Consider the following 23,980-nt stretch of genomic DNA (forward strand, 5'->3'; position numbering starts at 1 on the left):
ATGGCGGACACGAAGGGGAACAAACGCATGGCTGTATCGGCGAAGAAATCGGGAGCGGAGAGCACAGGAGCTGTGGTCGAGCCGCGCGTGCTCGCCGACGAGGCGATCGCCAGGGATGCGCGGGCGCTTTCCGAACAGCTGAAGGCGATGCGCGAGCGGCTCTTTCCCCCGGCCTCGATGAAATCGCTGCGTGCCTTTTCGTCTGGAGAGGCGGCAAAGCTAATCGGCGTATCCGATGGCTATCTCCGCCAGCTTTCGCTGGCAGGAGAAGGGCCACAGCCGGAGACGGGCGCCGGCGGCCGGCGCTTCTATTCGCTTGCCGACATCAATGCGCTCCGCCGCCATCTTGCCGAACAGGCGCTTGCCAAGGGGAACATCGCCAAGGCGCGGTCCTACCTGCCGCGTCGCGACGCGGTGCGCGGGGAACACCTGCAGGTGATTTCGGTCACCAACTTCAAGGGCGGCTCGGGCAAGACAACGTCTGCCGTGCATCTCGCCCAGTATCTGGCGTTGACCGGTCACCGGGTTCTGGCCATCGACCTCGATCCGCAGGCCTCGCTTTCGGCGCTCTTCGGCTATCAACCGGAGCTCGATCTCACCGGCAACGACACGCTCTACGGCGCGATCCGCTATGACGACGAGCAGCGTCCCTTGGCGGACATCATCCGGAGCACCTATTTTCCCGGCCTCGATCTCGTGCCGGGCAATATCGAGCTGCAGGAATTCGAGCACGTGACGCCACAAGCGTTGTCTCGCCGCCAGAACGGCGAAGACGCCGGGCCGCTCTTCTTCGCACGTATCCAGGCAGCGCTGCAGACGGTGGAAGCCGACTACGACGTTGTCGTGATCGACTGCCCGCCGCAGCTCGGCTACCTGACCCTCTCGGCGCTGTGTGCCTCCACCTCGGTCATCGTTACCGTGCACCCGCAGATGCTCGACGTCGCCTCGATGAACCAGTTTCTCTTCATGACGTCCGATCTGCTTGCAGTCGTACGCGAAGCGGGTGGTACGTTGAATTTTGATTTCCTGCGTTATCTCGTCACCCGATATGAACCGAATGACGGGCCGCAGGCACAGATCGTCGGTTTTATGCGCTCGCTCTTCGGGGATCGCGTGTTGACGGCTCCGATGCTGAAATCAACGGCGGTCTCGGACGCTGGGCTCACCAAGCAGACACTTTATGAGGTGGGCCGCGAGAATTTCACGCGCACCACCTATGACCGCGCTCTCGAGGCGATGAATGCCGTCAACGATGAGGTCAAAGCGCTGATACACACGGCCTGGGGTCGATAGGGGACGGAACTCAAGGAAGGTTTTGGGAATGGCGGGAAGCCGCAAGAATGAGTTGAGGGCATTGTTCGGGGGAGGGCTGGCACCGACCGAACCTGCCCGTGCGCCTGAGACGAAATCCATGCCCGAGGCTGAGGCCAAACCTGCGCCGGCGGGAGAGGGTGCCCTGCCGCCCCGCAGCGCATCGGGCGCCGTCAAGGCGATGGGGCTTTCCCTCGGAGCCATGACTCGCGAGGTCGAAGAGGCGCGCGCGCTTCGACAGGCATTGAGCGAAGGAGAGCGCGTCGTCACCATCCATCCAGACAGGATCGATTCCTCCTTCATCGAGGATCGGCTGATGCTCGATGGGCATGAGGATGGGGATTTCGCGGCGCTGGTGGACAGCATCCGCGAGAGCGGCCAGCAGGTGCCGGTGCTGCTGCGCCCGCATCCGGAAAAGCAGGGCCGCTACCAGACCGCCTACGGCCATCGCCGCGTCAAGGCCGCTGCTCGTCTCGGCATCGAGGTAAAGGCGATCGTCAGGCCGCTCTCCGACGACGAGTTGGTGTTGGCGCAGGGTAAGGAGAATGCCGAACGCCGTAACCTCTCCTTCATCGAGCGTGGGTTGTTTGCCAGGAATCTCGTGAGCCTCGGTTTCGACCGCAAGGTGGTCGGCGATGCACTGGCCGTGCAGAAAAGCGAGTTGTCACGCCTGCTGCAGGTGGTGGAAAGTGTGCCCGAACGGTTCATCCGGGCTGTCGGGCCAGCACCGAAGGTCGGGCGCGAGCGCTGGATGAAGCTCGGCGAAATCCTCACGCGGGAGGCCAAGCAGCATATCGCGACCGACGTGATCCATACCGAACGATTCAAGGTGGCCGACAGCGACAGCCGTTTCCAGATATTGTTCGCACGGCTCGATGCGAGCATGAAGCCTGAGCCTGCCAAGCCGCAGGAGCTGAAGGATAGGAAGGGTCAGGTCTTCGCCCGCGTGAGGCGCGAAGGGAAGACGAAGCGTATCGAATTTGCGGCGGATGTCGACGCCGCCTTTGTCGACGAGGCGGCGGCATTGCTCGCCGCCCGTTACGAGGAGTTTCTGACAGGTCGATCGGCCGGAAAGAGCTGAGAGTTGTCTTGCATGTTGCCGAAAGCGGAAATCGATTCTGGGCAATGGCATGCACAAACGGAAGTAGAAATGCCCTGACGGGCGTGCCGGAACACACGGAAAGGAAGCTACGAGAGCAAGAAAAAGGCCCCCAAAACGTCACCGTCCTGGAAGCCCTCTTCAATCTAAGCAGTTCAAGAGAATCACTTCCATAGTCCAAAGTCAAGAGTCGGCGGCAGAAATGCCGTGCCCGAGCGTGGAAGATTTTGGCTGATTGCGACGTTTCCGCGGGCGCTTGCCTCCGAACGGAGACGGATATGGTGGAAAGACTGGCAACGACGCCTTTTGGCGGCGCGCAATTTTCTGCGCGCAATTTTGCCCTCCGAGCCGAAATGGAGCGCCGGCAGGAACGTCTGCGCGCGGGCGAGGGTGGCAATCACACCGGCAAGGCCGAGAAATGGCAGCTTATCAGAGCGCTCACCGAGGCGAGGGAGGCCTATGGCCTCTCGGACCGCTCGATCACGGTGCTTGAAGCGCTGACGAGCTTTCATCAGGAACGCGAACTCGATGGTAGTGCGCCACTCATCGTCTTTCCATCGAACGTGGAGCTGTCAATCCGCTCCCGCGGCATGTCGCCTGCGACACTGAGGCGGCATCTGGCAGCTCTGGTCGAGGCAGGGCTGATCTTCCGCCGCGACAGCGCCAACGGCAAGCGTTTCTGCCGCCGTGATGGGAGCGGTCAGGTTGAGAGCGCCTTCGGGTTTGACCTGGCGCCCCTGGCGCTACGGGCCGACGAGATCTTTTCACGTGCAGAAGCCGCACGGGCGAAGGCGAAGCGGATCGCCCGGGTCCGTTCGGAGATCACGCTGCATCTGCGCGACATTACCAAGACCGTGGAAGCGGCGCTCAACGAAAGCAGGGCAGGAGACTGGATGGCCTATCTGGGGCGACTGCAGGCACTTTCCGGCCGCGTGCCGAGGCAGGCTGAGGTCGTGGAACTGGAAATCCGCTGCGACGCGCTGATCCGGTTGAGGGCTGAGGTGGAGACCGCTTACCTTAATAGCCTCACAGAACAGGAAATGAGCGCCAATGAGTCTGTTTTTGAGCATCATATTCAGAATTCAAACACAGACCCAAATCTTGAACTAAACGGCAACGAACATAACACCCCGGCGTCGCGAATGCCGGAGATCGCCCCGGAACGCAAATCTGTCGGGATTGGGCTGAAGGAATTCCTGAAAACTTGCCCGCAGATTGCCGATTATGCTCGCAGCGGGGTGAAGAACTGGCGGGATGTGGTGGCGGCGGCCGATCTTGTCCGCTCGATGCTGGGCATCAGCCCGAGTGCGTGGGCGGCGGCAAGGGCTGCAATGGGAGACATTTCCGCCGCAATCGTCGTCGCAGCAATCCTGGAAAGGGCGGAAGATATCCGCTCGCCGGGCGGTTACCTGCGCGATTTGACACGGAAGGCGGAAAAGGGCCGCTTCTCTGTTCATCCAATGCTGAACGCGCTGAAGGGATAGCGGCGGGTTGCTCGGGATGGAATTGAGGAGCGTCAGGATTCGCATGCCTTCCTTTGATGACTTTGATCCGAAAGGCTAATATTGACAGTGAATGTATACAGACTTATTGCTTCTGTAGCGTCGCGATGGAGGACGGGAAAACTGACGTTTCCAGAGTGGGGTCTGTAATTCCTTTTTTACGAATACCTTTTCTGCGCTTGTGATATCGCGCCATAGATTGGCCAGGCGCCGGATGAAATGTTCGGGAAATAGGGAGGCAGGGGCGATAGTGTATACACGGTTTCGTGAGGCCGTCTCAGAAAGAGTCCCCGGATGATCAGAAAGCGGCGACCCAGGATATCGCGTCAATGAAAAAGGGAAATTGTGGGCCGGCAGATCATTTCAACTGTTTGACTGCTTGTTCTGCTGAACCTGATATGCTCTGCAAGCCGTGACGGGCCATGGCCGCAAGGAGGATGCGGCCTGTCACGCAAGCTTTGGAAATGATCATCTTTTTGAGGAGGAAAAGAAATGATTACCAGAAGGACACTGATGGCTGCGACCGGGATCGCTTTGAGCGGTCTTGTGGCTCTGCCGGCGGCCGCACAGGAGACAGTCAAGATCGGCCTCGTTCTGCCGATGACCGGTCCGTTTGCGTCCACCGGTCGCCAGGTCGAGGCCGGCGTGAAGGCTTACATGGCGCTGAACGGCGATACCGTCGCCGGCAAGAAGATCGAAGTTGTTCTTCGCGACGACGCCGGTGTTGCTGACCAGACTCGCCGTATAGCCCAGGAACTCGTCGTCAACGATGGGGTCAAGATGCTGATGGGCTTCGGCCTGACGCCGCTTGCCATGTCGGTCGCTCCGGTCCTTAACCAGGCGAAGATCCCGGCGATCATCACGTCGGCCACGACATCGGCAATCATGCCGCAATCGCAATATTTTGCTCGTACTTCGATGGCCGGCCCGCAGTCGGCTGTTCCGGTCGCCACCTGGGCGGTGCAGAACAACCTGAAACGCGTCGTCACCCTCGTTTCCGACTACGGTCCAGGTATCGACATCGAGCAGGGGTTCACCAACCAGTTCAAGAAGGAAGGCGGCACGATCGTCGAAGCTGTCCGTGTTCCGCTCGCCAACCCGGATTTTGCACCCTTCCTGCAGCGTGTGCGCGACGCCAAACCCGATGCGGTCTTCGCCTTCGTGCCGTCGGGTGTCGGCTCGCTGTTCATGAAGCAGTTCATCGAACGCGGATTGGCGGATGCGGGCATCAAGCTGATCGGTACCGGCGATATCACCGACGATGATCTTCTGAACGGCATTGGTCCGGCAGCCAAGGGGGTCATAACCGGCCATTTCTATTCGGCCCTGCACGACAGCCCGGAAAACAAGGCCTTCGTTGAGCAGGTGAAGAAAGACAACAAGGGCATGCGTCCGAACTTTATGTCGGTCGGTGGTTATGATGCCATGACGCTGGCCTATGCGGCCCTCAAGAAGACTGACGGCGACACGGATGGCAGCAAACTCATTGAAGCCATGAAGGGGGCATCGTGGGTAAGCCCGCGGGGGCCGATCACCATTGACCCAGCGACCCGGGACATCGTGCAGGACATCTACATGCGCGAGGTCAAGGAAGTGGATGGCGAACTCTACAATGTCGAGTTCGCAACCTATCCAAAGATCAAGGATCCGAATGTCAAATAAGGTGTAGCGAAACCCTCGGCAGTGGGTGGCGGGCGCGTGCCCGCCATTCTTGTTTGTTGGGAGGCTTCTCCGATTTCTTCCGGTGGGAACATCCGGCAGCTTTCGCTTGAGCCTGCATTTCAGTTTCCGTACAAGGCAGCGCAATGAGCCTCTTGCCGACCGCACCCACGCCCAGGATACTGCAGCACAGCCTGCGGCACCTGAGGGCGTTTCTTGCGGTCGTTGATACCGGCTCGGTCACCAAGGCAGCGGAATTGTGCTTCGTATCGCAGCCCGCCGTGACGCAGGCGCTGTCGAAAATCGAGAAAACGGCTGGCATGCCGCTCTTTTCCCGCACGCCGCAACGCGTCTTTGCCAATACCGCCGGAGAAATGCTGGCGCGGCGCATCAGGCGCGCCTTCGGTTATCTCGACCCGTCCCTTTTCGAGCTCTCGCCAAGGCTCAAGGTGACGGCTACGACGGCACAGCTGAAATCTCTGATCGCCGTCCGGGAAACCGAGAACTTCACGCTCGCCGCGCGGCGGCTTGGCTTGAGCCAGCCCGCCGTATACCGCGCGGTCAGTCAGCTCGAACAAGAAGCAGCGCGGCCGCTCTTCGAACGCACGTCCTATGGGATTGTCGCGACCCGCCCGGCGCAGGTGCTTGCCCAGGCAGCAAAGCTCGCCTTCCTTGAACTCGAACAGGCGGATGCCGACATGGCCGAGCTCACGGCGGCTGAAGCCGGCCAGATCGTCATCGGTGCCACGCCTCTTGCAAAATCCTATGTGCTGCCGAAGGCGATCGCGAGCTTCCGAAAATTCCGTCCAAACCTTCCCATCCACATCCAGGAAGGTCCTTATCCTGACCTGCTCGGAGCTTTGCGCCGGGGCGAGATCGATTTCCTGCTCGGCGCATTGCGGGAGCCTGCGCCGATCGGGGACGTCGAGCAGAGGGTCCTGTTCTACGACACCGTCGTTCTGGTTGCGGGCAACGATCACCCCTTGGCCGGAAAGTCAGAAATCATGGTCGAGGAACTTGCCGCCTACCCTTGGGTCGTCGGCCAGAGCGGCACGCCAATCCGCCGCTACTTCGACGGCATTTTCGCCAATGCAGCCAGCGGGTCGCCCAAAAGCATCGTCGAATCCGGTTCGCTCATCCTGATGCGCGAGCTTTTGGACACGAGCGAGCATCTTGGGTGCACGTCCAGGCTTCAGGCGGAAGCGGAAATAGCGCGGGGGTTGATGCGCGCCTTGCCTTTCGATCTGAGCTACACGTCGAGACCGATCGGGGTGACGCTTCGCAAGGACTGGCTGCCGACCGCCGCCCAGCAGACGTTTCTGGAACTTCTGCCGACACGGCCCGATCGGCCGCTATAACGAGAACTTATGAGCACGGCAGACGATCTGATAAACATCTGGTTCGCGTCCGGTCTAATAGTGGGAGCTGGAGCATGCCCCGGGAGAGATTGTAGCTTGAAGCTTACGCCACAGGCGGAAACGAAAGCGAAAATAATGGGGCATCAAAGTACCGTAGCCGGTTGACGACTATGTATACATTCATCGATATAGGCGACAGATCGTGAGGATTTGCCGCTTCGGTTGAAAAATCGGCTGGCTGGCAAGAGGCCGATAGACATAATCCGCACCCTGAGGAGGAGACTCATGCTGAAGAGAAGAACATTGGTGGCTGCCGCAGGCGCGGCGCTTGGCTGCCTTGCCGCATTTCCGGTGGCCGCGCAGGAAGTTGTGAAAGTTGGCCTTATCCTGCCGATGACGGGACCGTTTGCTTCCACCGGACGCCAGGTCTCGGCCGGTGCAAAGACCTTCATCGAAACCCATGGCGATACCGTCGCCGGCAAGAAGATCGAGCTCATCATCCGTGACGACGCAGGTGTTGCCGATCAGACCCGCCGCATTGCGCAGGAACTGGTGGTCAACGACGGCGCCAAGGTTCTCGCGGGCTTCGGTCTCACTCCTCTTGCCATGTCGGTCGCGCCGGTCGCGACCCAGGCGAAGGTTCCGGCGATCGTGATGGCTGCCGGCACGGCATCGATCACCAAAGCCTCGCCGTTCATTACCCGTACCTCTGGTACGCTGCCGCAATATTCGCTTCCGGTTGGTACCTGGGCTGCCCAGAATGGTATCAAGAACGTCGTAACGCTCGTATCCGACTACGGACCAGGCATCGATGCCGAAAAATGGTTCACCAAGGAGTTCAAGGCCAAGGGCGGCGAGGTCACCGAGGCCGTGCGCGTTCCATTGCAGAACCCCGACTTTGCACCTTTCCTGCAGCGCGTGCGCGACGCCAAGCCGGATGCGGTCTTCGTTTTCCTTCCGTCGGGCGTCGGTTCGCTGTTCATGAAGCAGTTCTCCGAACGCGGGCTTGCCGATGCCGGTATCAAGCTGATCGCCACCGGTGACGTCACCGACGACGACATCCTCAACAGCATGGGCAAGCCGTCGATCGGTACCATCACCGGTCATTTCTACGCAACCGCGCACGACAGCCCGGAAAACAAGGCCTATGTCGAGGCTTTCAAGAAAGCCAACGATAACATGCGCCCGAACTTTATGTCGGTTGGCGGCTATGACGGCATGGCGCTGATCTATGCCGCGCTTGAAAAGACCAAGGGCGATGCGAGCGGTCCCGCCTTCATGGAAGCCGTCAAAGGGCTCTCCTGGACGAGCCCGCGCGGTCCAGTCTCCATCGATCCCGAGACCCGCGACATCATCCAGAACATCTATATGCGCGAGGTCAAGGAGGTGGACGGTGAGTTGCAGAACGTCGAATTCCAGACGTTCGAGGCACTCAAGGATCCGGAAAAGGCAGAAGCCAAGTAAAGACTGGATACCCCTTACCCCGCCTCGCAAGCCGGCACCATCTCCCCGCCAACGGAAAGTTGGTGCCGGCAGCCGGGTGAGGAGTTATCTGGCAGCGCCCCTCTTAGTCACAAGAAACTCGGGGCTTGAGCCGCCTCGGTTTCGAGGCAACAATGCCGGGAGGCATCATGGGTGCAGTAACCAGGAATTCAGGGCCCTCTAGAGAAGATTTCGCATGCTGACCATTCTGTTTGACGGCGTAGCTTACGGCATGTTGCTGTTCATCCTCGCCTGCGGGCTGACGGTGACGCTTGGCCTCATGAACTTCATCAACCTGGCGCATGGCGCTTTCGCCATGGCCGGCGGCTATGTGACCGTCATCATGATGAACCGCTACGGCATTTCCTTTTACTGGTGTCTGCCAGCGGCCTTCCTCGCGTCGGCGCTGATCGGCCTCGTCTTGGAGCGCACGCTCTATCGGTGGCTATACCAGGCGCCGCACCTCGACCAGGTTCTCTTCTCGATCGGTATCGTCTTTATGGCAATCGCCGCGACGGACTATTTCATGGGCGGTCAGCAGCAACTCATTAATCTGCCCCCGGAACTTTCGGGTCGGATGGATGTCTTCGGTGTGGGTGTCGGCCGTTACCGGCTCTTCACCATCGTCGTCTGCGCCCTGCTTGCGGTCGCGCTGCAACTCATCCTGTCGAAAACCCGCTTCGGCAGCCGGCTGCGCGCCGCAGTCGATGACCGGCGTGTGGCAATGGGGCTCGGCATCAATGTGCCTGTCGTCTTCGCACTGACCTTCGCCTTCGGTTCGGGTCTTGCCGGCCTCGGCGGGGCGATGGGCGCGGAAATCCTCGGGCTTGATCCGAACTTCCCGCTGAAGTTCATGATCTACTTCCTGATCGTGGTATCCGTGGGTGGCACTTCGACTGTTTCCGGCCCGTTCCTCGCCGCCCTGCTGCTCGGTATCGCCGATGTCGCGGGTAAGTATTATGTTCCCGCCATCGGCCCCTTCGTCATCTATGCGCTGATGATCGTCATGCTGATCGTGCGCCCGAACGGACTGTTCGCAAGGGGTGGCCGATGAGCGCTGTTCAACAGGAAACCACAGTGACGGCAAACCCGACCGCCGACGCCGAAAGCCGCGCGACCAGGCTGATGAAGCGCAGAAGCCGCGTTCGTTTCTACGAGATCGTCATCTGGCTTGCCGCGATCGCAGCTTATTTCGTGTTGCCATCGAAGATGCTGATCCTCACCGAGATTGCCATCCTGGCATTGTTTGCCGTCTCGCTCGACCTGGTACTCGGGTTTGCAGGGATCGTCTCGCTCGGTCACACCGCCTTCTTCGGATTCGGCGCCTATGTCGCCGGCCTGCTGGCCCTGCATTATATCGCCGAGCCGGTGATCGGGCTGATCGTGGCCGGCATTCTGTCCGGTGTGCTGGGCCTGCTGACCAGCTTCCTCATCCTGCGCGGTTCGGACCTGACCCGCCTGATGACCACGCTCGGCATCGGCCTGATGATGGCGGAACTGGCCAACCAGATGGCCTGGCTCACTGGCGGTGCCGACGGGCTGAGCGGTTTCTCGCTCAATCCGGTCCTCGGACTCTTCGAGTTCGATCTTTTCGGCAAGACCGGCTACCTTTATTGCCTTGCCGTGCTCTTCATCGGAACGATGATCATGCGCCGCATCGCCTTTTCGCCTTTCGGCCTGTCGCTGAAGGCGATCAAGGGCAATCCGATGCGAGCCGCCATGATCGCGGTACCAGCGCGCAAACGCATCGTCACAGCCTATACGATTGCCGCTGTCTTCGCCGGTATGGCGGGCGCCCTGCTCGCCCAGACGACGAGTTTCGTCTCGCCGGACGTGCTCGCCTTCCACCGCTCGGCCGACGTGCTTCTCGTGCTCGTCATCGGCGGTACGGGCTATCTCTACGGCGGCATTTTAGGGGCCGTGCTGTTCACCCTGGTGAAGGACTGGCTCTCGGTCGTCACGCCGCAATACTGGATGTTCTATATCGGTCTGATCCTGGTCGTGCTCGTGTTGATCGGCCGTGACCGGCTGGCGCGCTGGATCGAATATCTGCCGGAACGCTTCTCGAAGTCGAAGGAGGAGGGCCGATGAGTGACATCGTTCTTGAAACCAGGAACCTGAAGCGCCATTTCGGCGCCTTCCTTGCCACCAATGACGTAAGCCTGAAAGTGGAGCGCGGCGCCCGCCATGCGCTGATCGGCCCGAATGGCGCTGGCAAAACGACGCTGATCAACCTTCTCACCGGCGTTTTGCCTCCTTCGGAAGGTCAGGTCTTCCTGGAAGGGGAGGACATCACCTCGATGGCGTCCTTCCGGCGCGTCAAGCGCGGGCTTACCCGCACCTTTCAGATCAATCAGCTCTTCAGCGAATTCACGCCGCTTGAAACCGTGGCGCTGGCGATTGCCGAACGAGAAGGCGTTGGCCACAATCTGTGGCGGTCGATTGCCGGCTACGGGAGGGTCGTCGACGAAGCGGCAGCCCTTCTTGCCCGCTTTGGGCTTGCTTCGGTGATGGCCGAGCGCACCGTCATCCTGCCTTATGGCAAACAGCGTTTGTTGGAGATCGCACTCGCCTTCGCGTCCAGGCCTCGCGTGCTTTTGCTCGATGAGCCGGCCGCCGGCGTCCCGGAAGACGAGCGGCACGAAGTGCTGTCGATCGTCTCGGACCTGCCTGCGGATGTAACTGTGCTGTTGATTGAGCACGACATGGATCTGGTCTTTTCGTTTGCAAATCGGATCTCGGTTCTTGTGGCCGGCGCGCTCTTTACCGAAGGCACGGTTGCCGAGATTTCCGCCGATCCGCGCGTCAAGGCCGTCTATCTCGGAGAAAATGCATGAATACCCCGGTTCTGGTCACCGAAAAGCTGGTGGCGGGCTACGGCGAGGCGAGCGTATTGTCCGGTATCAGCCTGACGATCGAGGAAGGCCGGACGCTGGCTCTGCTTGGCCGCAACGGCACGGGCAAGACGACCTTCGTGAATACCCTGGCCGGTGTGACAACCTACCACGCCGGTTCGATACATCTGATGGGCCGCGATATCACCAGGCTGAGGGCCGACCGCCGTGCGGCGGCGGGTATCGGCTGGGTGCCGCAGGAGCGCAACATCTTCAAATCGCTGACCGTCGAGGAGAACCTCATCGCTATCGCGCGGCCGGGCGTCTGGAACCTGGAACGCGTCTATGGCATGTTTCCGCGCCTTCAGGAGCGCCGGAAGAACCTCGGCAATCAACTCTCGGGCGGCGAACAACAGATGCTGGCGGTCGGACGCGCGCTGATGGTGAACCCCAAGTTGCTGTTGCTTGATGAGCCGACCGAAGGTCTCGCGCCGATCATCGTCGACGAACTGCTTGCGGCAATCCGCCGGATCGTCGAGGGTGAGGGCATGTCGGCGATCATCATCGAGCAGAAGGCGCGGAAAGTCCTGCCGTTGACCGATGATGCCGTGATCCTTGACCGCGGCGCGGTGGTTTATCAGGGGAGCAGCGCGGAGCTTCTTGCCGACGAGGCGATCCTTGGCCAGCATCTTGGAGTGGAGAAAGGCGCGCGGCACTGACGCGACTTGCTACAGATTTGGCCCCACCGCCTTCGCACCGATAGGGTGGGGTGAGGGGCGTCGGGACGCAATGTCCTTCCCGCACGGATGATACGAAGGGAGGGATGGGGCACCATCCCTCCCTCTTTCGTTCATTGCTTCGGAATTCCAGCCTTCTCGATCACGTCCGACCATTTCCTGATGTCGTCCGAGAGCCGCTTGCCGATCTCCTCCGGCGTGCTTGAACGAGCTTCGACACCGAGGTCCGCAAATCGCTTCTGGATCGCCGGATCGGCGAGCACTTCGACGAGTGCGGCATTGAGTTTCTTCACCACCTCCGGCGGCGTGCCGGTTGGTGCGAAGATGCCGTTCCATGACGTCACGTCGAAACCGGTGACGCCCTGCTCCTGTGCGGTGGGTACGTCGGGCAGCAACATTGAGCGCGTCGGGCCGGAGGAGGCGACTGCAGTCGCCTGTCCCTGGGTGAGGGCCGCCTTCAGCGCAGTCTGGCTGTCTACGATCACGTCGAGTTCGTCGCCAAGCAGGGCAACGAGAAGATCGGGCGTCGCCTTGTAGGGCACGATGGTGAAATCGATCCCCGAGGTCGACCTGAAGAGTTCGGCGGCGAGATTCTGGCTGCTGCCGACATTGATCGTGCCGACATTCAGTGCCCCCGGATCGGCCTTCGCCGCATCCAGCACATCCTTGAGTGTCTTATATTTGCCGCCAGCCTTGGTGACGAACACGAAGTCGAAATAGGCAAGGCTTGATATCGGCACGAAATCCTTGACCGGATCGAACTGCAGGTTCTTGAAGAGCGGCACGCTGATAGCCGTCCCGTTCGAAAGCAGAGCAAGCGTGTATCCGTCGGCTTCGGCGTTAAGTGCGGCCCGCGCAGCGGTGGCGCCGCCGGCGCCCGGCTGGTTCATGATGACGATCTGCCTGCCAAGCTTCTTGCCGAGCGCATCTGCCACCACGCGCGACGTGATGTCGGCAATTCCGCCAGGACCGAACGGCAGCACAAGGGTGATATCCCGCGAGGGGTAATCCTCCTGCGCAGCGGCGGCAGCGGGCGCGACGATCGCCAGGGCGAGCGCGGGCGCCAACCATTTCATGAATTTGCCGGCCCGCCGAAACAGCCCCGGCGGTTTCTGTGCAACATCGAATGACATTCTCTCCTCCTCTTTTTGAGACCGTTCAGGCCACGAAACCGTAAAGACGCGCGGGATTGTCGACGAGCAGTCGCTGCCGATCCTCCGCACGGATCGCAAGGCGCGGGACCAGATCCACGAGATCGGCCTCGTCCACCGGCTCCTTGAGATTGGGATGCGGGAAATCCGTGCCCCACAAGGTCCGTTCGGGGCTCGCTTCCACAAGCGCCCGAGCGAACGGCACCGCTGCATCGAACGGGAACCGCGAGATGCGCTCCGAGCCACAGACCTTGATCCAGCAATTTTCCCGCCGGACGAGTTCGAGAAGTGCCTGGAAGGCCGGCTGCTCAGTGCCGAGTGCGGTATCGACACGGCCCATGTGGTCGATAACGAAGGGAAGCGGCAGGCTACGGATCATGTCGGAAAGCGGGACGATATCAGCGCCGTCGAGATGCAGAACGACATGCCAGCCGCGGCCCTTGATCCGGTCGATCACGCGGTTGAAGGCGTCCATGTCCGGCGCCCCGCCGAGATGGCGAACGAAGTTGAAGCGCACGCCACGCACGCCGCCGTCATCGAGCGCCTGGTAGGCCCTGTCATCGAATGTGTCGTCGACGATCGCGACGCCGCGATAGCGGTCCGGACGCCAGGCGATCGCGTCCAGCATGGCGCGGTTGTCGGTCCCATGGCAGCTCGCCTGCACGATCACGGCGCGATCGATGCCGAGCCGGTCATGAAGGGCGGCCAGCGCCTCCCTGGGCGCATCGTCAGGTGTATAGCGGCGGTCCGGTGCATAAGGGAAAACGGCGCCCGGACCGAAGACATGGCAATGGGCATCGCAACTGCCGGCAGGCAGAATGAAATCGGGCTTGCGCCGCTTTTCGCCCGCGTGGAGGGCAGTGGTCATCAGTTCTTACCTTTCATGGTCGATGATTCAGGTGCGGCAGCTTCCGTGGGGAGACTGCGGAAGCTGGCATAGCTCGCCTCGACGATCTGGTTGACGGCGGCCTCCCGGTCTTCTCCGTCGACCGCTCCTCCCGAAAGACGCGTCACGCGCTCCGGGTTGATCAAGGCATAATAGAGTGCCCCGAGCAGGAATTGGCTGCGCCAGACAACGCCTTCCAGTGGCGCGCCGGGCACGCAGTCCGCCAGGGCTTCGATGAAGACGCGGCTCGTTTCGTCGAAGGCGTCGGCGATGATCTTACGAGCATCAGGATTGCCCTCTGCCGAAAGCACGGCGCGCATGCGCGTGAACTCGGCCCCTCCGCCGTCACTTTCGGTGGAGGACGTGAAGGCCGGAACGACATAGGCTCTCAGAACCGCCATCAGCCGCTCGTCCGGATTGCTGATCCGCCGCGCTTCGCCGAGCAGTTCGAGGCGGCGCGCATTCATCGGCTTCGTGTGGCGCTCATAGATTTCTCTGAGGAGATTGGCCTTTGAGCCGAAGTGATAAGTGAGGCTGCCGACATTCGCACCGGAAGCCTTGGCAATGTCCCGGAGCGACACGGCGTTGTAGCCGCTGCGGGAAAACAGCGTCACGGCATTGAGGAGAAGCGTTTCCCGCAGGCTTGGGCGCATACCGGTCCGAAAGTCGATTGTCCTTATAATTTGTACAAGTGTACAAATTGGCATCCGAAGTCAACTGAAAAAGCAAGGAGGGGCAAGCTGGCTCGTAGCTGGCTGGAGAGTAAAGTGGTAAGCCGGCTTCTGCGGGAGGGAGGCCGGAAACGATATGAATAGTTTCATTTTTAACACCACGCCGTCGCTGATTTTCAAGGCAGGTGCTGCGCGCGAGTTGGCAGATCATGTGAGGTCGCGGCTCGGCAACGCCGTTCTGTTCGTCACGGATCCGGGACTGAGAAAGCTCGGGCTCTGCGATCCGGCACTTGTGTCGCTTTCCGACTCCGGTGTGAAAGTCGAAGTGTTCGGGGAGGTGGAGGCCGATCCGTCGCTCTCTACTGTCATGAGGGCAGTGGAGGCTGGAAGGACCGCCGGCGTGACCGGGGTAATCGGCTTCGGCGGCGGCTCTTCGCTGGATGTGGCGAAACTCGCGGCACTTCTGCTCGGTTCTGGCGAGGATATCGATAGCGTCTGGGGTGTCGGAAATGCAAAAGGGCCACGTCTGCCCCTGGCGCTGGTGCCGACCACCGCCGGCACAGGTTCGGAAGTGACGCCTGTCTCCATTATCACCGTGGGTGAAGAGGAAAAGCGTGGCGTCTCCTCGTCCATCAACCTTCCTGATGTCGCGGTGCTTGACCCGGAGCTCACGCTTGGCCTCCCGCCGGCGATCACCGCTGCGACGGGGATCGACGCCATGGTACATGCGATCGAGGCCTATGCCTCGAAGAGTGCCAACAACAACCCGCTCTCGAAAATGCTGGCGAGACAGGCGCTGCAATTGCTGGGCGCAAACATCGAGGCGGCAGTGTCCGATGGGCGCAACATGGAGGCGCGGGGCGCGATGCTGCTCGGGTCTATGCTGGCCGGGCAGGCTTTTGCGAACTCGCCCGTCGCGGCAGTACATGCGCTCGCCTATCCGATCGGGGGCACATTCCATGTTCCGCACGGACTATCCAATGCTCTGGTGCTGCCGCATGTTCTGCGTTTCAACATGTCCGACGCGGCGGATCTCTATGCCGAAATAGCCGCTGACGCCTTCCCACATCTTGTCCGGGAGGAGCAGGTACCGGTGCGATGCGCGGCCTTTATCGAAGAACTGGCCGTACTTTCGGAGCGGCTCGGCCTGCCTTTACGGCTGCGTGATGTCGGGATCGGTGAAGCCGACCTGCCGAAGCTTGCCGCCGACGCGATGAAGCAGCAGCGATTGCTGGTCAACAATCCGAGGAGCATGGCCGAAGAGGATGCGCTGATGATCTACAGCTCCGCCTGGTGACGCCTTGAGATTACTTCATTGCAGAGAGGAATGAGTTGTTTTCACTATCCGATGGACAGCGACCAAATGTCTGCGGGAGATTTCCGGATTTGACGTCGGTCAATGAGGGGCATAGACCCTCCGCTTAAGCGGGTTCGTCTGAAAACGCTGCAGCATCACCTCTTCAATGGTTAGAATGTTCCCCATGCTCGAAACCCGTATTCGCCGCCCATCGCTCCTTGATCGCATCACCACCCCCCAGCAGGCTGCCGCTCTAATCAAGGATGGCATGATCATCGGCATGAGCGGCTTTACCCGTGCCGGTGATGCCAAGGCGGTGCCGATCGCCATGGCGGAGCGGGCGAAGACCGATCCGTTCAAGATCACGCTGATCACCGGCGCCTCGCTCGGCCACGACATCGACCGCATGCTGACCGAAGCCCATGTGCTCTCGCGGCGCATTCCCTTTCAGTCGGATGCGACGCTGCGCGCCGCGATCAACCGCGGCGAGGTGATGTTCGTCGACCAGCATCTTTCGGAGACCGTGGAGCATCTGCGCTCCAACCAGCTCGGCCCGATCGACTACGCCGTCATCGAGGCGGCGGCGATCACCGAGGATGGCGGCATCGTACCCTCCACCTCGATCGGCAATTCCGCGAGCTTCGCCATTCTTGCGAAGAAGATCATCGTCGAGATCAATCTCAGCCAGCCGGCCGAGCTCGAGGGCCTGCACGACATCTACATACCCACGAAGCGCCCGTCGCGTGTGCCGATTCCGGTTGTCGCCTGCGACAGCCGCGTCGGCTTTCCCTATGTGCCGATCGACCCCGAAAAGATCGCTGCCATCGTCGTGACCGATGTGAAGGACAGTTTCTCAACCGTCGAGCCGGCGGATGTCGACACGAAGGCCATTGCCAGCCATCTCATCCACTTCCTGGAGCAGGAGGTCGAAAAAGGTCGGCTCGATCTGACGCTGCAGCCCCTGCAAGCGGGGATCGGCACGATCGCCAATTCCGTGCTGACCGGGCTCTCGGATGGGCCTTTCCATCATCTGCGCATGTACAGCGAGGTGCTGCAGGACAGCACGTTTGATCTCTTCGATGCCGGGAAGCTGACCTTTGCCTCCGGTTCCTCGATCACGCTTTCGGCCGCCTGCGCTGAGCGGGTTTTTGGCCAGTTCGACAAGTACAAGGAAAAGCTGGTCCTCCGTCCGCAGGAGATCAGCAATCATCCGGAGGTCATCCGCAGGCTGGGCGTGATCGGCATCAACACTGCTCTGGAAGTCGACATTTACGGCAACGTCAATTCCACCCATGTGAACGGCACGCATATGATGAACGGTATCGGCGGCTCGGGCGATTTCGCCCGCAACGCCTATCTGTCTATCTTCGTCACCAAGTCGGTCGCCAAGGGCGGCAAACTTTCCTCGGTGGTTCCCATGGTTCCGCATGTGGATCACACCGAACATGATGTGGACATCATCGTCACCGAAAACGGGCTTGCGGACCTGAGGGAGCTTGCACCCCGCGAGCGCGCCGGGCAGATCATTGCCAACTGCGCCCATCCCGACTTCCGCGATCGTCTGGCCGACTATTTCCAACGTGCCTCAGTCCGCGGCGGGCAGACGCCTCATCTGCTCGAAGAGGCATTTTCCTGGCATGAGCGGAGCCGGCAGACCAGCACCATGCGGCTTGGCTGAGCGAACGACTGTTCCTACCACCATTCGTGAAAATGCTGCACGGGACCGTGGCCGGTTCCCACGGTGAGCATGCCGGCAGCCGCGATGGCGCCGGAGAGATAGGCTTTGGCGATCGCGACGGCCTCGGCCGGTGAAGCACCCTTGGCGAGTTCCGCGGCGATCGCGCTGGAAAGCGTACACCCGGTGCCGTGTGTGTTCTTCGTCGCCACGCGATTTCCTTCGAACCAATGGATGCCGGAGGCATCGGCCAGGACATCCGGGCTGTCACTACTTTCAAGGTGACCGCCCTTCACCAGTACCGCCTTCGGACCGATTTTACGCAGGCGTTCGGCCTGATCGGCCATTATCTGGCGGGTGGTGGCGAGGGGTTCGCCGAGCAGGGCGGCTGTTTCCGGCAGATTGGGTGTGACGACGGTGGCAACCGGCATCAGCCGATAGGTGACGGCATCCATCGCCTCCGAAGCAAGCAGCGGGGAGCCTCCCTTGGCGATCATTACCGGGTCGAGCACGATCGGCAGGCTATCGCGATAGGGCTTGAGCACATCCGCAACCGTTTCGGCAATCTCGGTATTGGCAATCATGCCGATCTTTACCGCATCCACCCGCACATCCGCGAAAATGGTGCGGATCTGCTCCGCGACGAACTCGGCAGGCACCGGATGCACACCCGTGACCCCTTGCGTGTTCTGCGCGGTCAGCGCCGTCAGCACGGCCATGCCATAGGTGCCGCGTGCCGAAAACGTCTTGAGGTCGGCCTGAATGCCGGCGCCGCCGGAGGGATCGGAACCGGCGATGGAAAGAATATTGCGGATCATGCGCGTGCCCTTTCGATTTCCTCGGCAATCCTGCGGGCGGCGGCTTTGGGGTCCGGCTGGCCGCAGATCGCGGAGACGACGGCGATGCCTCTCGCGCCGGCGGCAAGTGCTGGGCCAGCATGTTCCGCCTTGACGCCGCCTATCGCGACAGCCGGCACGGGTGCTGCTGCGACGATGCGGGCAAGTCCGTCGAAGCCGATCGGTTGCTTGTGGTCCGGCTTGGTGAGGGTTGCAAAGACCGGGCCGATGCCGACATAGTCCACGACGGAGGTATCGATGCGTTGCGCCAGTTCCTCGGTTTCGACCGAGAGACCGAGGATCATGTCCCGGCCAATGCGCTCGCGGGCGATAGCCGCGACCATGTCGCTTTGGCCGACATGCAGGCCTGCGGCACCGATTGCGATCGCCGCCTCGACATCGTCATTGACGATCAGTGGCACTCTGGCGCCGGCAAGCGCTGCCTTCAGGGCACGGCCGGTCTCGATGATCTGCGCCGTATCCGCGTGCTTGTCGCGGAGCTGCACGATCGTAGCGCCGCCCTCGACGGCAAGCCGGGCAGTCTCCACCATGCCGATTTCGCGGCAGAGATCGGGATCGAGGACGAGATAGACGGAAAGGTCGAAATTCTTCATGCGCTGACGATCCTGGCTTTGGTATCGAGCGTCTCGGGCGAAAGTGTTGCAAGGCGATCGAGAAAGAGGGGCAAGAAGGAGCCTGGTCCGGCGGCACTGATAGCCGCTTCCTCGCCAGCGACCGCGAACATGGCGAGTGCCGCCGCCGTCGCCTCGAACGGTCTTTCCGGGTTTGCCGCCGCAAAGGCGCCAACGAGGCAGGTGAGCGAGCAGCCAAGAGCGGTGATGCGGGGCATCAGCGCTGAACCGCCCATGATGCGAACCGAGTGCTGGCCGTCGGTGACGAAATCCACTTCGCCGGTAACCGCGACGATGGAGCCGCTCTGCCGGGCAAGCGTGATCGCCGAACCTTCCGCCGCCTCGGTTGGATCGCCGCTGTCAACGCCGTGGCCGCTCGACTGGCTGCCTGCCAGCGCAATGATCTCGGAGGCATTGCCTCGCACGATCGTGGGTTTCAGCTTCATGAGATCGGCGACGGCGGCGCGGCGGTAGGCGGTGGCGAAATGGGCGACCGGATCGAGCACCCAGGGTTTACCGGCTTCACCGGCGGCTTTCGCGGCCTCCTTCATGCCGGCCAGGAAATCCGGCGAAAGCGTGCCAATATTGATCGTCAGCGCAGACGCGATCCGAGCGAATTCGCCAGCCTCCTCTTTCGTATGCACCATGGCGGGCGAGGCGCCGGCAGCGAGCATCACATTCGCCGCGATATTCATCGCCACGAAATTGGTGATGTTCTGGACAAGCGGATTTTTCGCGCGCATCGCAGTCAGCAATCGGCCGGGGGTCTGTGTGGTCTGCATTCTCGCCTCGTTCGGCGGGGCAGACGCATGGGTTCTTCTGTCCGAAGAACCGAACGACTCCCTCCGCCAGCATGATCTGGTTCAGGTTCAAAGGGTACTTCTCAGCCCGGCTTTACGCCGGACGCCCCTGTCAGGAACAAGGCTTACCGCAGATCGGCCTGCGACTGCCAGCGAATTTTTATAAAAAAATGCCCTTGAAGCTCTAGTGGCTGGAGGTTGTAAGGAAGTGCTCGATCCCGAAAGGAAAGAGAAATGGCAGCGACAAATCAGGCTCGATACAAGGTTGGCGGCATGGATTGCGCAAGTTGTGCGACCAAGATCGACACGGCAGTGCGCCGCATGCCAGGCGTCGAGGATGTTTCCGTCTCCGTTGCCGCGGGTACGATGACGGTGAGCCATGACGAAACAAGCGATCTGGGCGCGATCGAGAAAAAGGTGACCGGGCTCGGTTATTCGCTGCGGGCACTCGGCAGGAAGACGCCGGCCGAAGCGGAGCATCATGACCACGATCACACCGGCGATCACGAGAATTGCGGGCACCACCATGATCATGATGGCGGGCATGATCATTCCGGCCACCGCGCAAAAGAGATCGAAGGCCTCCATGGCCATGACCACGGGCCGCTGGAAGGGCCGTGGTGGAAAAGCGCGAAGGGCCGGCTGACCATCCTTGCTGGTGTGGCGCTCGCTTTCGCCTATGGGCTCGGCCATTTGATGCCGGCCTATGGCCCCTATATCTTTACGGCTGCGATGCTGATCGGCCTCGTGCCGATCGCCCGCCGCGCCGTTATGGCAGCCCTTGCCGGCACGCCGTTTTCCATTGAGACCCTGATGACCATCGCTGCCGTCGGCGCCGTTGTCATCGATGCCTCGGAAGAGGCTGCCGCCGTCGTTTTCCTCTTCCTCGTGGGCGAACTTCTGGAAGGTGTGGCGGCAGGTCGGGCGCGTCAGAGCATCCGCGGCCTGACGGCTCTGGTCCCGAAGAATGCGCTGCTGGAAGTGAATGGGCAGACCCGTGAGGTGCCGGCCGAGAACCTGGCGGTTGGTTCCATCATACTCGTGCGGCCGGGTGACCGGATTTCGGCGGACGGCGTCATCGTGGCCGGGACAAGCGCGATCAACGAGGCTCCGGTGACCGGTGAAAGCACCCCGGTTGTGAAAGGCATCGACGAGAGGGTCTTTGCCGGCACCATCAATGGCGATGCGGCGTTGCGCGTGCGGGTGACGGCTGCCGCGGAGGACAACACGATCGCCCGCATTGTCCGGATGGTCGAGGAGGCGCAGGAGAAGAAGGCGCCGACCGAGCGTTTCATCGACCGTTTTTCACGCTACTACACGCCCGGCGTCGTGGTGGTTGCCGCTCTGGTTGCCATCCTGCCGCCGCTTGTGGCCGGTGCCGCCTGGGGGGTGTGGATCTACAAGGGCCTGGCGATCCTGCTGATCGGCTGCCCCTGTGCGCTGGTCATCTCGACGCCGGCTGCGATCGCTGCTTCGCTTTCCTCCGGTGCCCGTCGCGGCTTGCTTATGAAGGGCGGCGCCGTTCTGGAAACGCTCGGCAAGCTGACGGCCGTGGCGCTCGACAAGACCGGAACGCTGACCGCCGGCAAGCCGCAGGTGACGGACGTGATCGCCTTCGGCCGCAACGCCGGAGACGTGCTGCGTTACGCCGCGGCGCTTGAAACCGGCTCGAGCCACCCGCTGGCCGTCGCGATCCTCGCCAAGGCGGCGGAGGATGAAGTGGATATTCCGGCTGCGACGGATGCCAGATCCCTGAATGGCAAGGGCGTCGCCGCCACGGTCGAAGGCCAGGAAGTCTTTCTGTGTTCGCCAAAGGCGGCGGCCGAACGGGTATCGCTGCCGATGGCCCATTCCCGGCGGATCGCCAGCCTCAACGACGAAGGCAAGACTGTGTCCGTGCTGATCGTCGGTGGCGTCCTGGCCGGCGCGATCGCCATGCGCGACCAGCCACGCCCCGACGCCATGGCGGGACTGAAAGCACTCTCTGACGCCGGCGTGAAAACCGTAATGCTGACGGGCGACAATGCCCGCACGGCGTCTGCAATCGGCAAGGAACTCAACGTCGAGGTGCGAGCCGAGCTGATGCCGGAAGACAAGAGCCGCATTGTCGGCGAACTGAAGCGTGAGGGTTTCGTGGTCGGCAAGGTCGGTGACGGCATCAACGATGCACCGGCGCTTGCTGCTGCGGATGTGGGGATTGCGATCGGCGGCGGCACGGATGTCGCGCTTGAGACTGCCGATGCGGCCGCGCTGCATGGGCGGGTCCTGGACATCGCCGACATGATCGAGCTCTCGAAGCGGACGATGCGCAACATCTACCAGAACATCACCATTGCGCTCGGCCTGAAGGCGGTGTTCCTGGTGACCACGATCCTCGGCGTCACCGGGCTCTGGCCCGCAATCCTTGCCGATACCGGCGCGACCGTGCTGGTCACCCTTAATGCGCTTCGTCTGCTGCGGATCAAAGCTGTCTGACATTGACTGAGGAACATCGGTACATGCCGAGGGTTATGGTCTGGGAAACCGAAGACCATGAGGAGGCCCGAGATGAGCAGCAGACTTCCCCCTACACCCTCCGATAACCTGAGCCACAAGGGGCCTGGCGAACAGGCCCATGCAGAGACCAGGCGCGGCACGATCAAAGCCGCCAATGACCCCGGCAAGCAGGGTCAGCAGGGCAATACGAAGATCAACACGACCCATCACGGCTATCAGCAAGACCGATAGGAGTTGTTCCATGTCCACATCGCAGAAGACCCCGGCGAGCATCCGCCAAGGCGGGCCTGATGCTTCGCATAAAAATGCCAAAGCGCCGGTGAGGGCTGAGAAACCATCGGCGGATGACGACCGGCAATTCCGGAGCCGGGTTTCCGGCGGTGGCGGGGAACGCGACAGCCACCATACCCACGACGCGGAAAAGAAGGGCGGCGGCACCCGTCCGGCCCATTGATATGCAACATTGGATGGACACCCTCTTCGCGGCTGCGCGGAGAGGGTGATGCTCTGGTGCCGGACGCTCCTTATGCCTCGATGGCTTCGCCCGGGCCGGGACCTTCGAAACCGAGAGGAAGCGAACCTCTGTCGCGCTTTTCGTCAGGTTCGATATGCCAGGAGCGTGTGCAGCGGGCGATGCCTTCCCTTTCGTCCATCAGGCAAAGCTCATAACCGTCCTCGTCCAGAAAGAAGGCGACGCAGGCCTGCCGCGCGCTGCCGCCCGGAGCGAGGCAGAATTCTTCGAAGGGTTCATCGTCCGGTTCCTGCGCTGCAGCGGGAGTTGTGAAAGGCTCGGCCGTGGCCAGCACGAGGAGGAGGGCGATGAGACCCGGAATACGCCTGTGCCTCATGTCAGATCGGGATTGCATCGCTCCCTCCCTCAACGTTCGAACAAGCGGGTGCGCGTGTTGCCACGCGGGCCTGTGCGTGTAACGGAGCAGGACTGATCAGGCCGGCTGCAATTGCGGACCCGCGATGTCGTATTGCCACGCGGACCGACGACCTCCCGTGTCGCTGCGCATTCACCACCGCTGCAGGTACGGGTATGGGCGGCTGAGCCGCCATAGATGCCGGTAGTCGATCGGGTCGCGGTGCAGGCTCCATTTGCGCAGTTCACCGACCGGTCGAAAGAATTCACCCGTGGTGCCGCGACCGGCGGGTGATAGCGCCAGGTATGATACCAGGGATAGCGAACGTAATAGCGGTCCCAATAGGCGCGGTTGTAGCCGACCACGACGATGCCGATACGGGGTGCAACGACCGGAGTCAGCACGACGGGCGCGCCGCGATAAACGACCTGGATGTAATTCGCCGATACCCAACCTCGATAAACACCAAGCGAGATATCGCACCAGCTATAACCTGCGACGCATCCATAGGTCGTGATACGGGCGCCGACCGGCACGACGGTCACGACGGGATAGGCGGTCGACGGCCCGGCTCTCAGGTTGACGTTGCCGGTCGCGACCGCGGCGGTGGCAGCTGCGGCGACGGACGACATGCCCGCCAGCATTGCCAGCGCGAGAAGCAGTTTCCTGAACATGGTTCTTCCTTTCA

23 protein-coding genes and 1 riboswitch are annotated in these 23,980 nt (G+C 61.5%); of the genes, 15 read left to right on the forward strand and 8 right to left on the reverse strand.

Annotation, left to right across the window (positions count from 1 at the left end):
- The first annotated feature begins 27 nt into the window (after window positions 1-27).
- The 10 genes from repA (at window position 28) to QEO92_RS26895 (ending at window position 11,964) form a co-directional block, all read left to right on the forward strand.
- A complete protein-coding gene (repA, locus tag QEO92_RS26850; RefSeq protein ID WP_037146098.1) occupies window positions 28-1,293 on the forward strand; it encodes a plasmid partitioning protein RepA in 1,266 nt (421 codons plus the stop codon).
- 28 nt (window positions 1,294-1,321) lie between these two features.
- A complete protein-coding gene (repB, locus tag QEO92_RS26855) occupies window positions 1,322-2,392 on the forward strand; it encodes a plasmid partitioning protein RepB (RefSeq protein ID WP_227705278.1) in 1,071 nt (356 codons plus the stop codon).
- A 296-nt stretch (window positions 2,393-2,688) separates the two neighbouring features.
- Window positions 2,689-3,894, forward strand: coding sequence for a plasmid replication protein RepC (gene repC / locus QEO92_RS26860; protein ID WP_227705279.1), 1,206 nt, complete (start codon window positions 2,689-2,691; stop codon window positions 3,892-3,894).
- Between the two features lie 510 nt (window positions 3,895-4,404).
- Window positions 4,405-5,574, forward strand: coding sequence for an ABC transporter substrate-binding protein (locus QEO92_RS26865; RefSeq protein ID WP_227705280.1), 1,170 nt, complete (start codon window positions 4,405-4,407; stop codon window positions 5,572-5,574).
- A 143-nt stretch (window positions 5,575-5,717) separates the two neighbouring features.
- Window positions 5,718-6,929 (forward strand): LysR family transcriptional regulator, encoded by a 1,212-nt coding sequence (locus QEO92_RS26870; RefSeq protein ID WP_227705281.1) that lies wholly within the window; start codon window positions 5,718-5,720, stop codon window positions 6,927-6,929.
- Window positions 6,930-7,214: 285 nt separating this feature from the next.
- The gene (locus QEO92_RS26875; RefSeq protein WP_037145591.1) at window positions 7,215-8,393 is read left to right on the forward strand and encodes an ABC transporter substrate-binding protein; all 1,179 of its coding nucleotides are present in this window, start codon (window positions 7,215-7,217) and stop codon (window positions 8,391-8,393) included.
- A gap of 214 nt (window positions 8,394-8,607) precedes the next feature.
- Window positions 8,608-9,465, forward strand: coding sequence for a branched-chain amino acid ABC transporter permease (locus QEO92_RS26880; protein ID WP_037145592.1), 858 nt, complete (start codon window positions 8,608-8,610; stop codon window positions 9,463-9,465).
- Entirely contained in the window at window positions 9,462-10,502 is a 1,041-nt protein-coding gene (locus tag QEO92_RS26885; protein ID WP_227705282.1) for a branched-chain amino acid ABC transporter permease, read from the forward strand. Before QEO92_RS26880 ends, QEO92_RS26885 begins: the two co-directional genes overlap by 4 nt.
- Window positions 10,499-11,248, forward strand: a complete 750-nt coding sequence (locus QEO92_RS26890) for an ABC transporter ATP-binding protein (RefSeq protein WP_227705283.1) — start codon at window positions 10,499-10,501, stop codon at window positions 11,246-11,248. Before QEO92_RS26885 ends, QEO92_RS26890 begins: the two co-directional genes overlap by 4 nt.
- Entirely contained in the window at window positions 11,245-11,964 is a 720-nt protein-coding gene (locus tag QEO92_RS26895) for an ABC transporter ATP-binding protein (protein WP_227705284.1), read from the forward strand. The genes QEO92_RS26890 and QEO92_RS26895 overlap by 4 nt, the downstream gene beginning before the upstream one ends.
- A 131-nt stretch (window positions 11,965-12,095) precedes the next feature.
- Here QEO92_RS26895 and QEO92_RS26900 read toward each other — a convergent pair whose 3' ends face one another.
- The 3 genes from QEO92_RS26900 to QEO92_RS26910 all read right to left on the reverse strand — a co-directional run bounded on the left by QEO92_RS26900 (window position 12,096) and on the right by QEO92_RS26910 (window position 14,672).
- Window positions 12,096-13,058 carry a Bug family tripartite tricarboxylate transporter substrate binding protein gene (locus tag QEO92_RS26900; RefSeq protein WP_407722194.1) on the reverse strand — a complete coding sequence of 321 codons (963 nt, stop codon included), beginning with the start codon at window positions 13,056-13,058 and terminating at the stop codon, window positions 12,096-12,098.
- Window positions 13,059-13,140: 82 nt separating this feature from the next.
- Window positions 13,141-14,001, reverse strand: coding sequence for an amidohydrolase family protein (locus tag QEO92_RS26905; RefSeq protein WP_227705286.1), 861 nt, complete (start codon window positions 13,999-14,001; stop codon window positions 13,141-13,143).
- Window positions 14,001-14,672: a TetR/AcrR family transcriptional regulator gene (locus tag QEO92_RS26910; protein WP_227705287.1), complete on the reverse strand. Its 672-nt coding sequence runs from the start codon at window positions 14,670-14,672 to the stop codon at window positions 14,001-14,003. The genes QEO92_RS26905 and QEO92_RS26910 overlap by 1 nt, the downstream gene beginning before the upstream one ends.
- A 154-nt stretch (window positions 14,673-14,826) precedes the next feature.
- Between QEO92_RS26910 and QEO92_RS26915 the strand changes: the two genes are divergently transcribed.
- Together QEO92_RS26915 and QEO92_RS26920 are read left to right on the forward strand one after the other, a co-directional pair.
- Complete coding sequence (locus tag QEO92_RS26915; RefSeq protein ID WP_227705288.1) at window positions 14,827-15,987, forward strand: iron-containing alcohol dehydrogenase; 1,161 nt, start codon at window positions 14,827-14,829, stop codon at window positions 15,985-15,987.
- A gap of 184 nt (window positions 15,988-16,171) precedes the next feature.
- Entirely contained in the window at window positions 16,172-17,665 is a 1,494-nt protein-coding gene (locus QEO92_RS26920) for an acetyl-CoA hydrolase/transferase family protein (protein ID WP_227705289.1), read from the forward strand.
- 14 nt (window positions 17,666-17,679) lie between these two features.
- Here QEO92_RS26920 and thiD read toward each other — a convergent pair whose 3' ends face one another.
- The 3 genes from thiD to thiM are packed head-to-tail and all read right to left on the reverse strand — an operon-like array spanning window position 17,680 to window position 19,912.
- Entirely contained in the window at window positions 17,680-18,480 is an 801-nt protein-coding gene (thiD, locus tag QEO92_RS26925; protein WP_227705290.1) for a bifunctional hydroxymethylpyrimidine kinase/phosphomethylpyrimidine kinase, read from the reverse strand.
- The gene (gene thiE, locus QEO92_RS26930) at window positions 18,477-19,112 is read right to left on the reverse strand and encodes a thiamine phosphate synthase (RefSeq protein WP_227705291.1); all 636 of its coding nucleotides are present in this window, start codon (window positions 19,110-19,112) and stop codon (window positions 18,477-18,479) included. The genes thiD and thiE overlap by 4 nt, the downstream gene beginning before the upstream one ends.
- On the reverse strand, window positions 19,109-19,912 hold the full coding sequence (gene thiM / locus QEO92_RS26935; protein WP_227705292.1) for a hydroxyethylthiazole kinase: 804 nt from the start codon (window positions 19,910-19,912) through the stop codon (window positions 19,109-19,111). The genes thiE and thiM overlap by 4 nt, the downstream gene beginning before the upstream one ends.
- 41 nt (window positions 19,913-19,953) lie before the next feature.
- A riboswitch (TPP riboswitch) is annotated at window positions 19,954-20,051 on the reverse strand.
- 113 nt (window positions 20,052-20,164) lie between these two features.
- Between thiM and QEO92_RS26940 the strand changes: the two genes are divergently transcribed.
- From QEO92_RS26940 to QEO92_RS26950, 3 genes are all read left to right on the forward strand, one after another.
- Entirely contained in the window at window positions 20,165-22,405 is a 2,241-nt protein-coding gene (locus QEO92_RS26940; RefSeq protein WP_227705293.1) for a heavy metal translocating P-type ATPase, read from the forward strand.
- A 72-nt stretch (window positions 22,406-22,477) separates the two neighbouring features.
- Window positions 22,478-22,657 carry a hypothetical protein gene (locus tag QEO92_RS26945; RefSeq protein WP_227705294.1) on the forward strand — a complete coding sequence of 60 codons (180 nt, stop codon included), beginning with the start codon at window positions 22,478-22,480 and terminating at the stop codon, window positions 22,655-22,657.
- Between the two features lie 10 nt (window positions 22,658-22,667).
- Window positions 22,668-22,880, forward strand: a complete 213-nt coding sequence (locus QEO92_RS26950) for a hypothetical protein (RefSeq protein ID WP_227705295.1) — start codon at window positions 22,668-22,670, stop codon at window positions 22,878-22,880.
- A gap of 70 nt (window positions 22,881-22,950) precedes the next feature.
- Here the strand turns inward: QEO92_RS26950 and QEO92_RS26955 are convergent, their stop codons facing one another.
- Both QEO92_RS26955 and QEO92_RS26960 read right to left on the reverse strand, forming a co-directional pair.
- Window positions 22,951-23,292: a hypothetical protein gene (locus QEO92_RS26955; protein ID WP_210051807.1), complete on the reverse strand. Its 342-nt coding sequence runs from the start codon at window positions 23,290-23,292 to the stop codon at window positions 22,951-22,953.
- An 11-nt stretch (window positions 23,293-23,303) separates the two neighbouring features.
- Window positions 23,304-23,966 carry an SH3 domain-containing protein gene (locus tag QEO92_RS26960; RefSeq protein WP_227705296.1) on the reverse strand — a complete coding sequence of 221 codons (663 nt, stop codon included), beginning with the start codon at window positions 23,964-23,966 and terminating at the stop codon, window positions 23,304-23,306.
- Window positions 23,967-23,980: the final 14 nt, after the last annotated feature.

Source organism: Neorhizobium petrolearium, from assembly GCF_029854435.1.
GTDB lineage: Bacteria > Pseudomonadota > Alphaproteobacteria > Rhizobiales > Rhizobiaceae > Neorhizobium > Neorhizobium petrolearium.

Bases quoted from the DNA above. Each gene is read 5' to 3' on its own strand.
- thiE (WP_227705291.1), bottom strand. From the start codon at position 19,112: ATGAAGAATTTCGACCTTTCCGTCTATCTCGTCCTCGATCCCGATCTC.
- QEO92_RS26950 (WP_227705295.1), top strand. From the start codon at position 22,668: ATGTCCACATCGCAGAAGACCCCGGCGAGCATCCGCCAAGGCGGGCCT.
- QEO92_RS26905 (WP_227705286.1), bottom strand. From the start codon at position 14,001: ATGACCACTGCCCTCCACGCGGGCGAAAAGCGGCGCAAGCCCGATTTC.
- thiM (WP_227705292.1), bottom strand. From the start codon at position 19,912: ATGCAGACCACACAGACCCCCGGCCGATTGCTGACTGCGATGCGCGCG.
- QEO92_RS26870 (WP_227705281.1), top strand. From the start codon at position 5,718: ATGAGCCTCTTGCCGACCGCACCCACGCCCAGGATACTGCAGCACAGC.
- QEO92_RS26940 (WP_227705293.1), top strand. From the start codon at position 20,165: ATGGCAGCGACAAATCAGGCTCGATACAAGGTTGGCGGCATGGATTGC.
- repC (WP_227705279.1), top strand. From the start codon at position 2,689: ATGGTGGAAAGACTGGCAACGACGCCTTTTGGCGGCGCGCAATTTTCT.
- QEO92_RS26865 (WP_227705280.1), top strand. From the start codon at position 4,405: ATGATTACCAGAAGGACACTGATGGCTGCGACCGGGATCGCTTTGAGC.
- QEO92_RS26890 (WP_227705283.1), top strand. From the start codon at position 10,499: ATGAGTGACATCGTTCTTGAAACCAGGAACCTGAAGCGCCATTTCGGC.
- repB (WP_227705278.1), top strand. From the start codon at position 1,322: ATGGCGGGAAGCCGCAAGAATGAGTTGAGGGCATTGTTCGGGGGAGGG.
- QEO92_RS26875 (WP_037145591.1), top strand. From the start codon at position 7,215: ATGCTGAAGAGAAGAACATTGGTGGCTGCCGCAGGCGCGGCGCTTGGC.
- thiD (WP_227705290.1), bottom strand. From the start codon at position 18,480: ATGATCCGCAATATTCTTTCCATCGCCGGTTCCGATCCCTCCGGCGGC.
- QEO92_RS26915 (WP_227705288.1), top strand. From the start codon at position 14,827: ATGAATAGTTTCATTTTTAACACCACGCCGTCGCTGATTTTCAAGGCA.
- QEO92_RS26880 (WP_037145592.1), top strand. From the start codon at position 8,608: ATGCTGACCATTCTGTTTGACGGCGTAGCTTACGGCATGTTGCTGTTC.
- QEO92_RS26920 (WP_227705289.1), top strand. From the start codon at position 16,172: ATGCTCGAAACCCGTATTCGCCGCCCATCGCTCCTTGATCGCATCACC.
- QEO92_RS26895 (WP_227705284.1), top strand. From the start codon at position 11,245: ATGAATACCCCGGTTCTGGTCACCGAAAAGCTGGTGGCGGGCTACGGC.
- QEO92_RS26900 (WP_407722194.1), bottom strand. From the start codon at position 13,058: ATGAAATGGTTGGCGCCCGCGCTCGCCCTGGCGATCGTCGCGCCCGCT.
- QEO92_RS26955 (WP_210051807.1), bottom strand. From the start codon at position 23,292: ATGCAATCCCGATCTGACATGAGGCACAGGCGTATTCCGGGTCTCATC.
- QEO92_RS26960 (WP_227705296.1), bottom strand. From the start codon at position 23,966: ATGTTCAGGAAACTGCTTCTCGCGCTGGCAATGCTGGCGGGCATGTCG.
- QEO92_RS26945 (WP_227705294.1), top strand. From the start codon at position 22,478: ATGAGCAGCAGACTTCCCCCTACACCCTCCGATAACCTGAGCCACAAG.
- QEO92_RS26910 (WP_227705287.1), bottom strand. From the start codon at position 14,672: ATGCGCCCAAGCCTGCGGGAAACGCTTCTCCTCAATGCCGTGACGCTG.
- QEO92_RS26885 (WP_227705282.1), top strand. From the start codon at position 9,462: ATGAGCGCTGTTCAACAGGAAACCACAGTGACGGCAAACCCGACCGCC.
- repA (WP_037146098.1), top strand. From the start codon at position 28: ATGGCTGTATCGGCGAAGAAATCGGGAGCGGAGAGCACAGGAGCTGTG.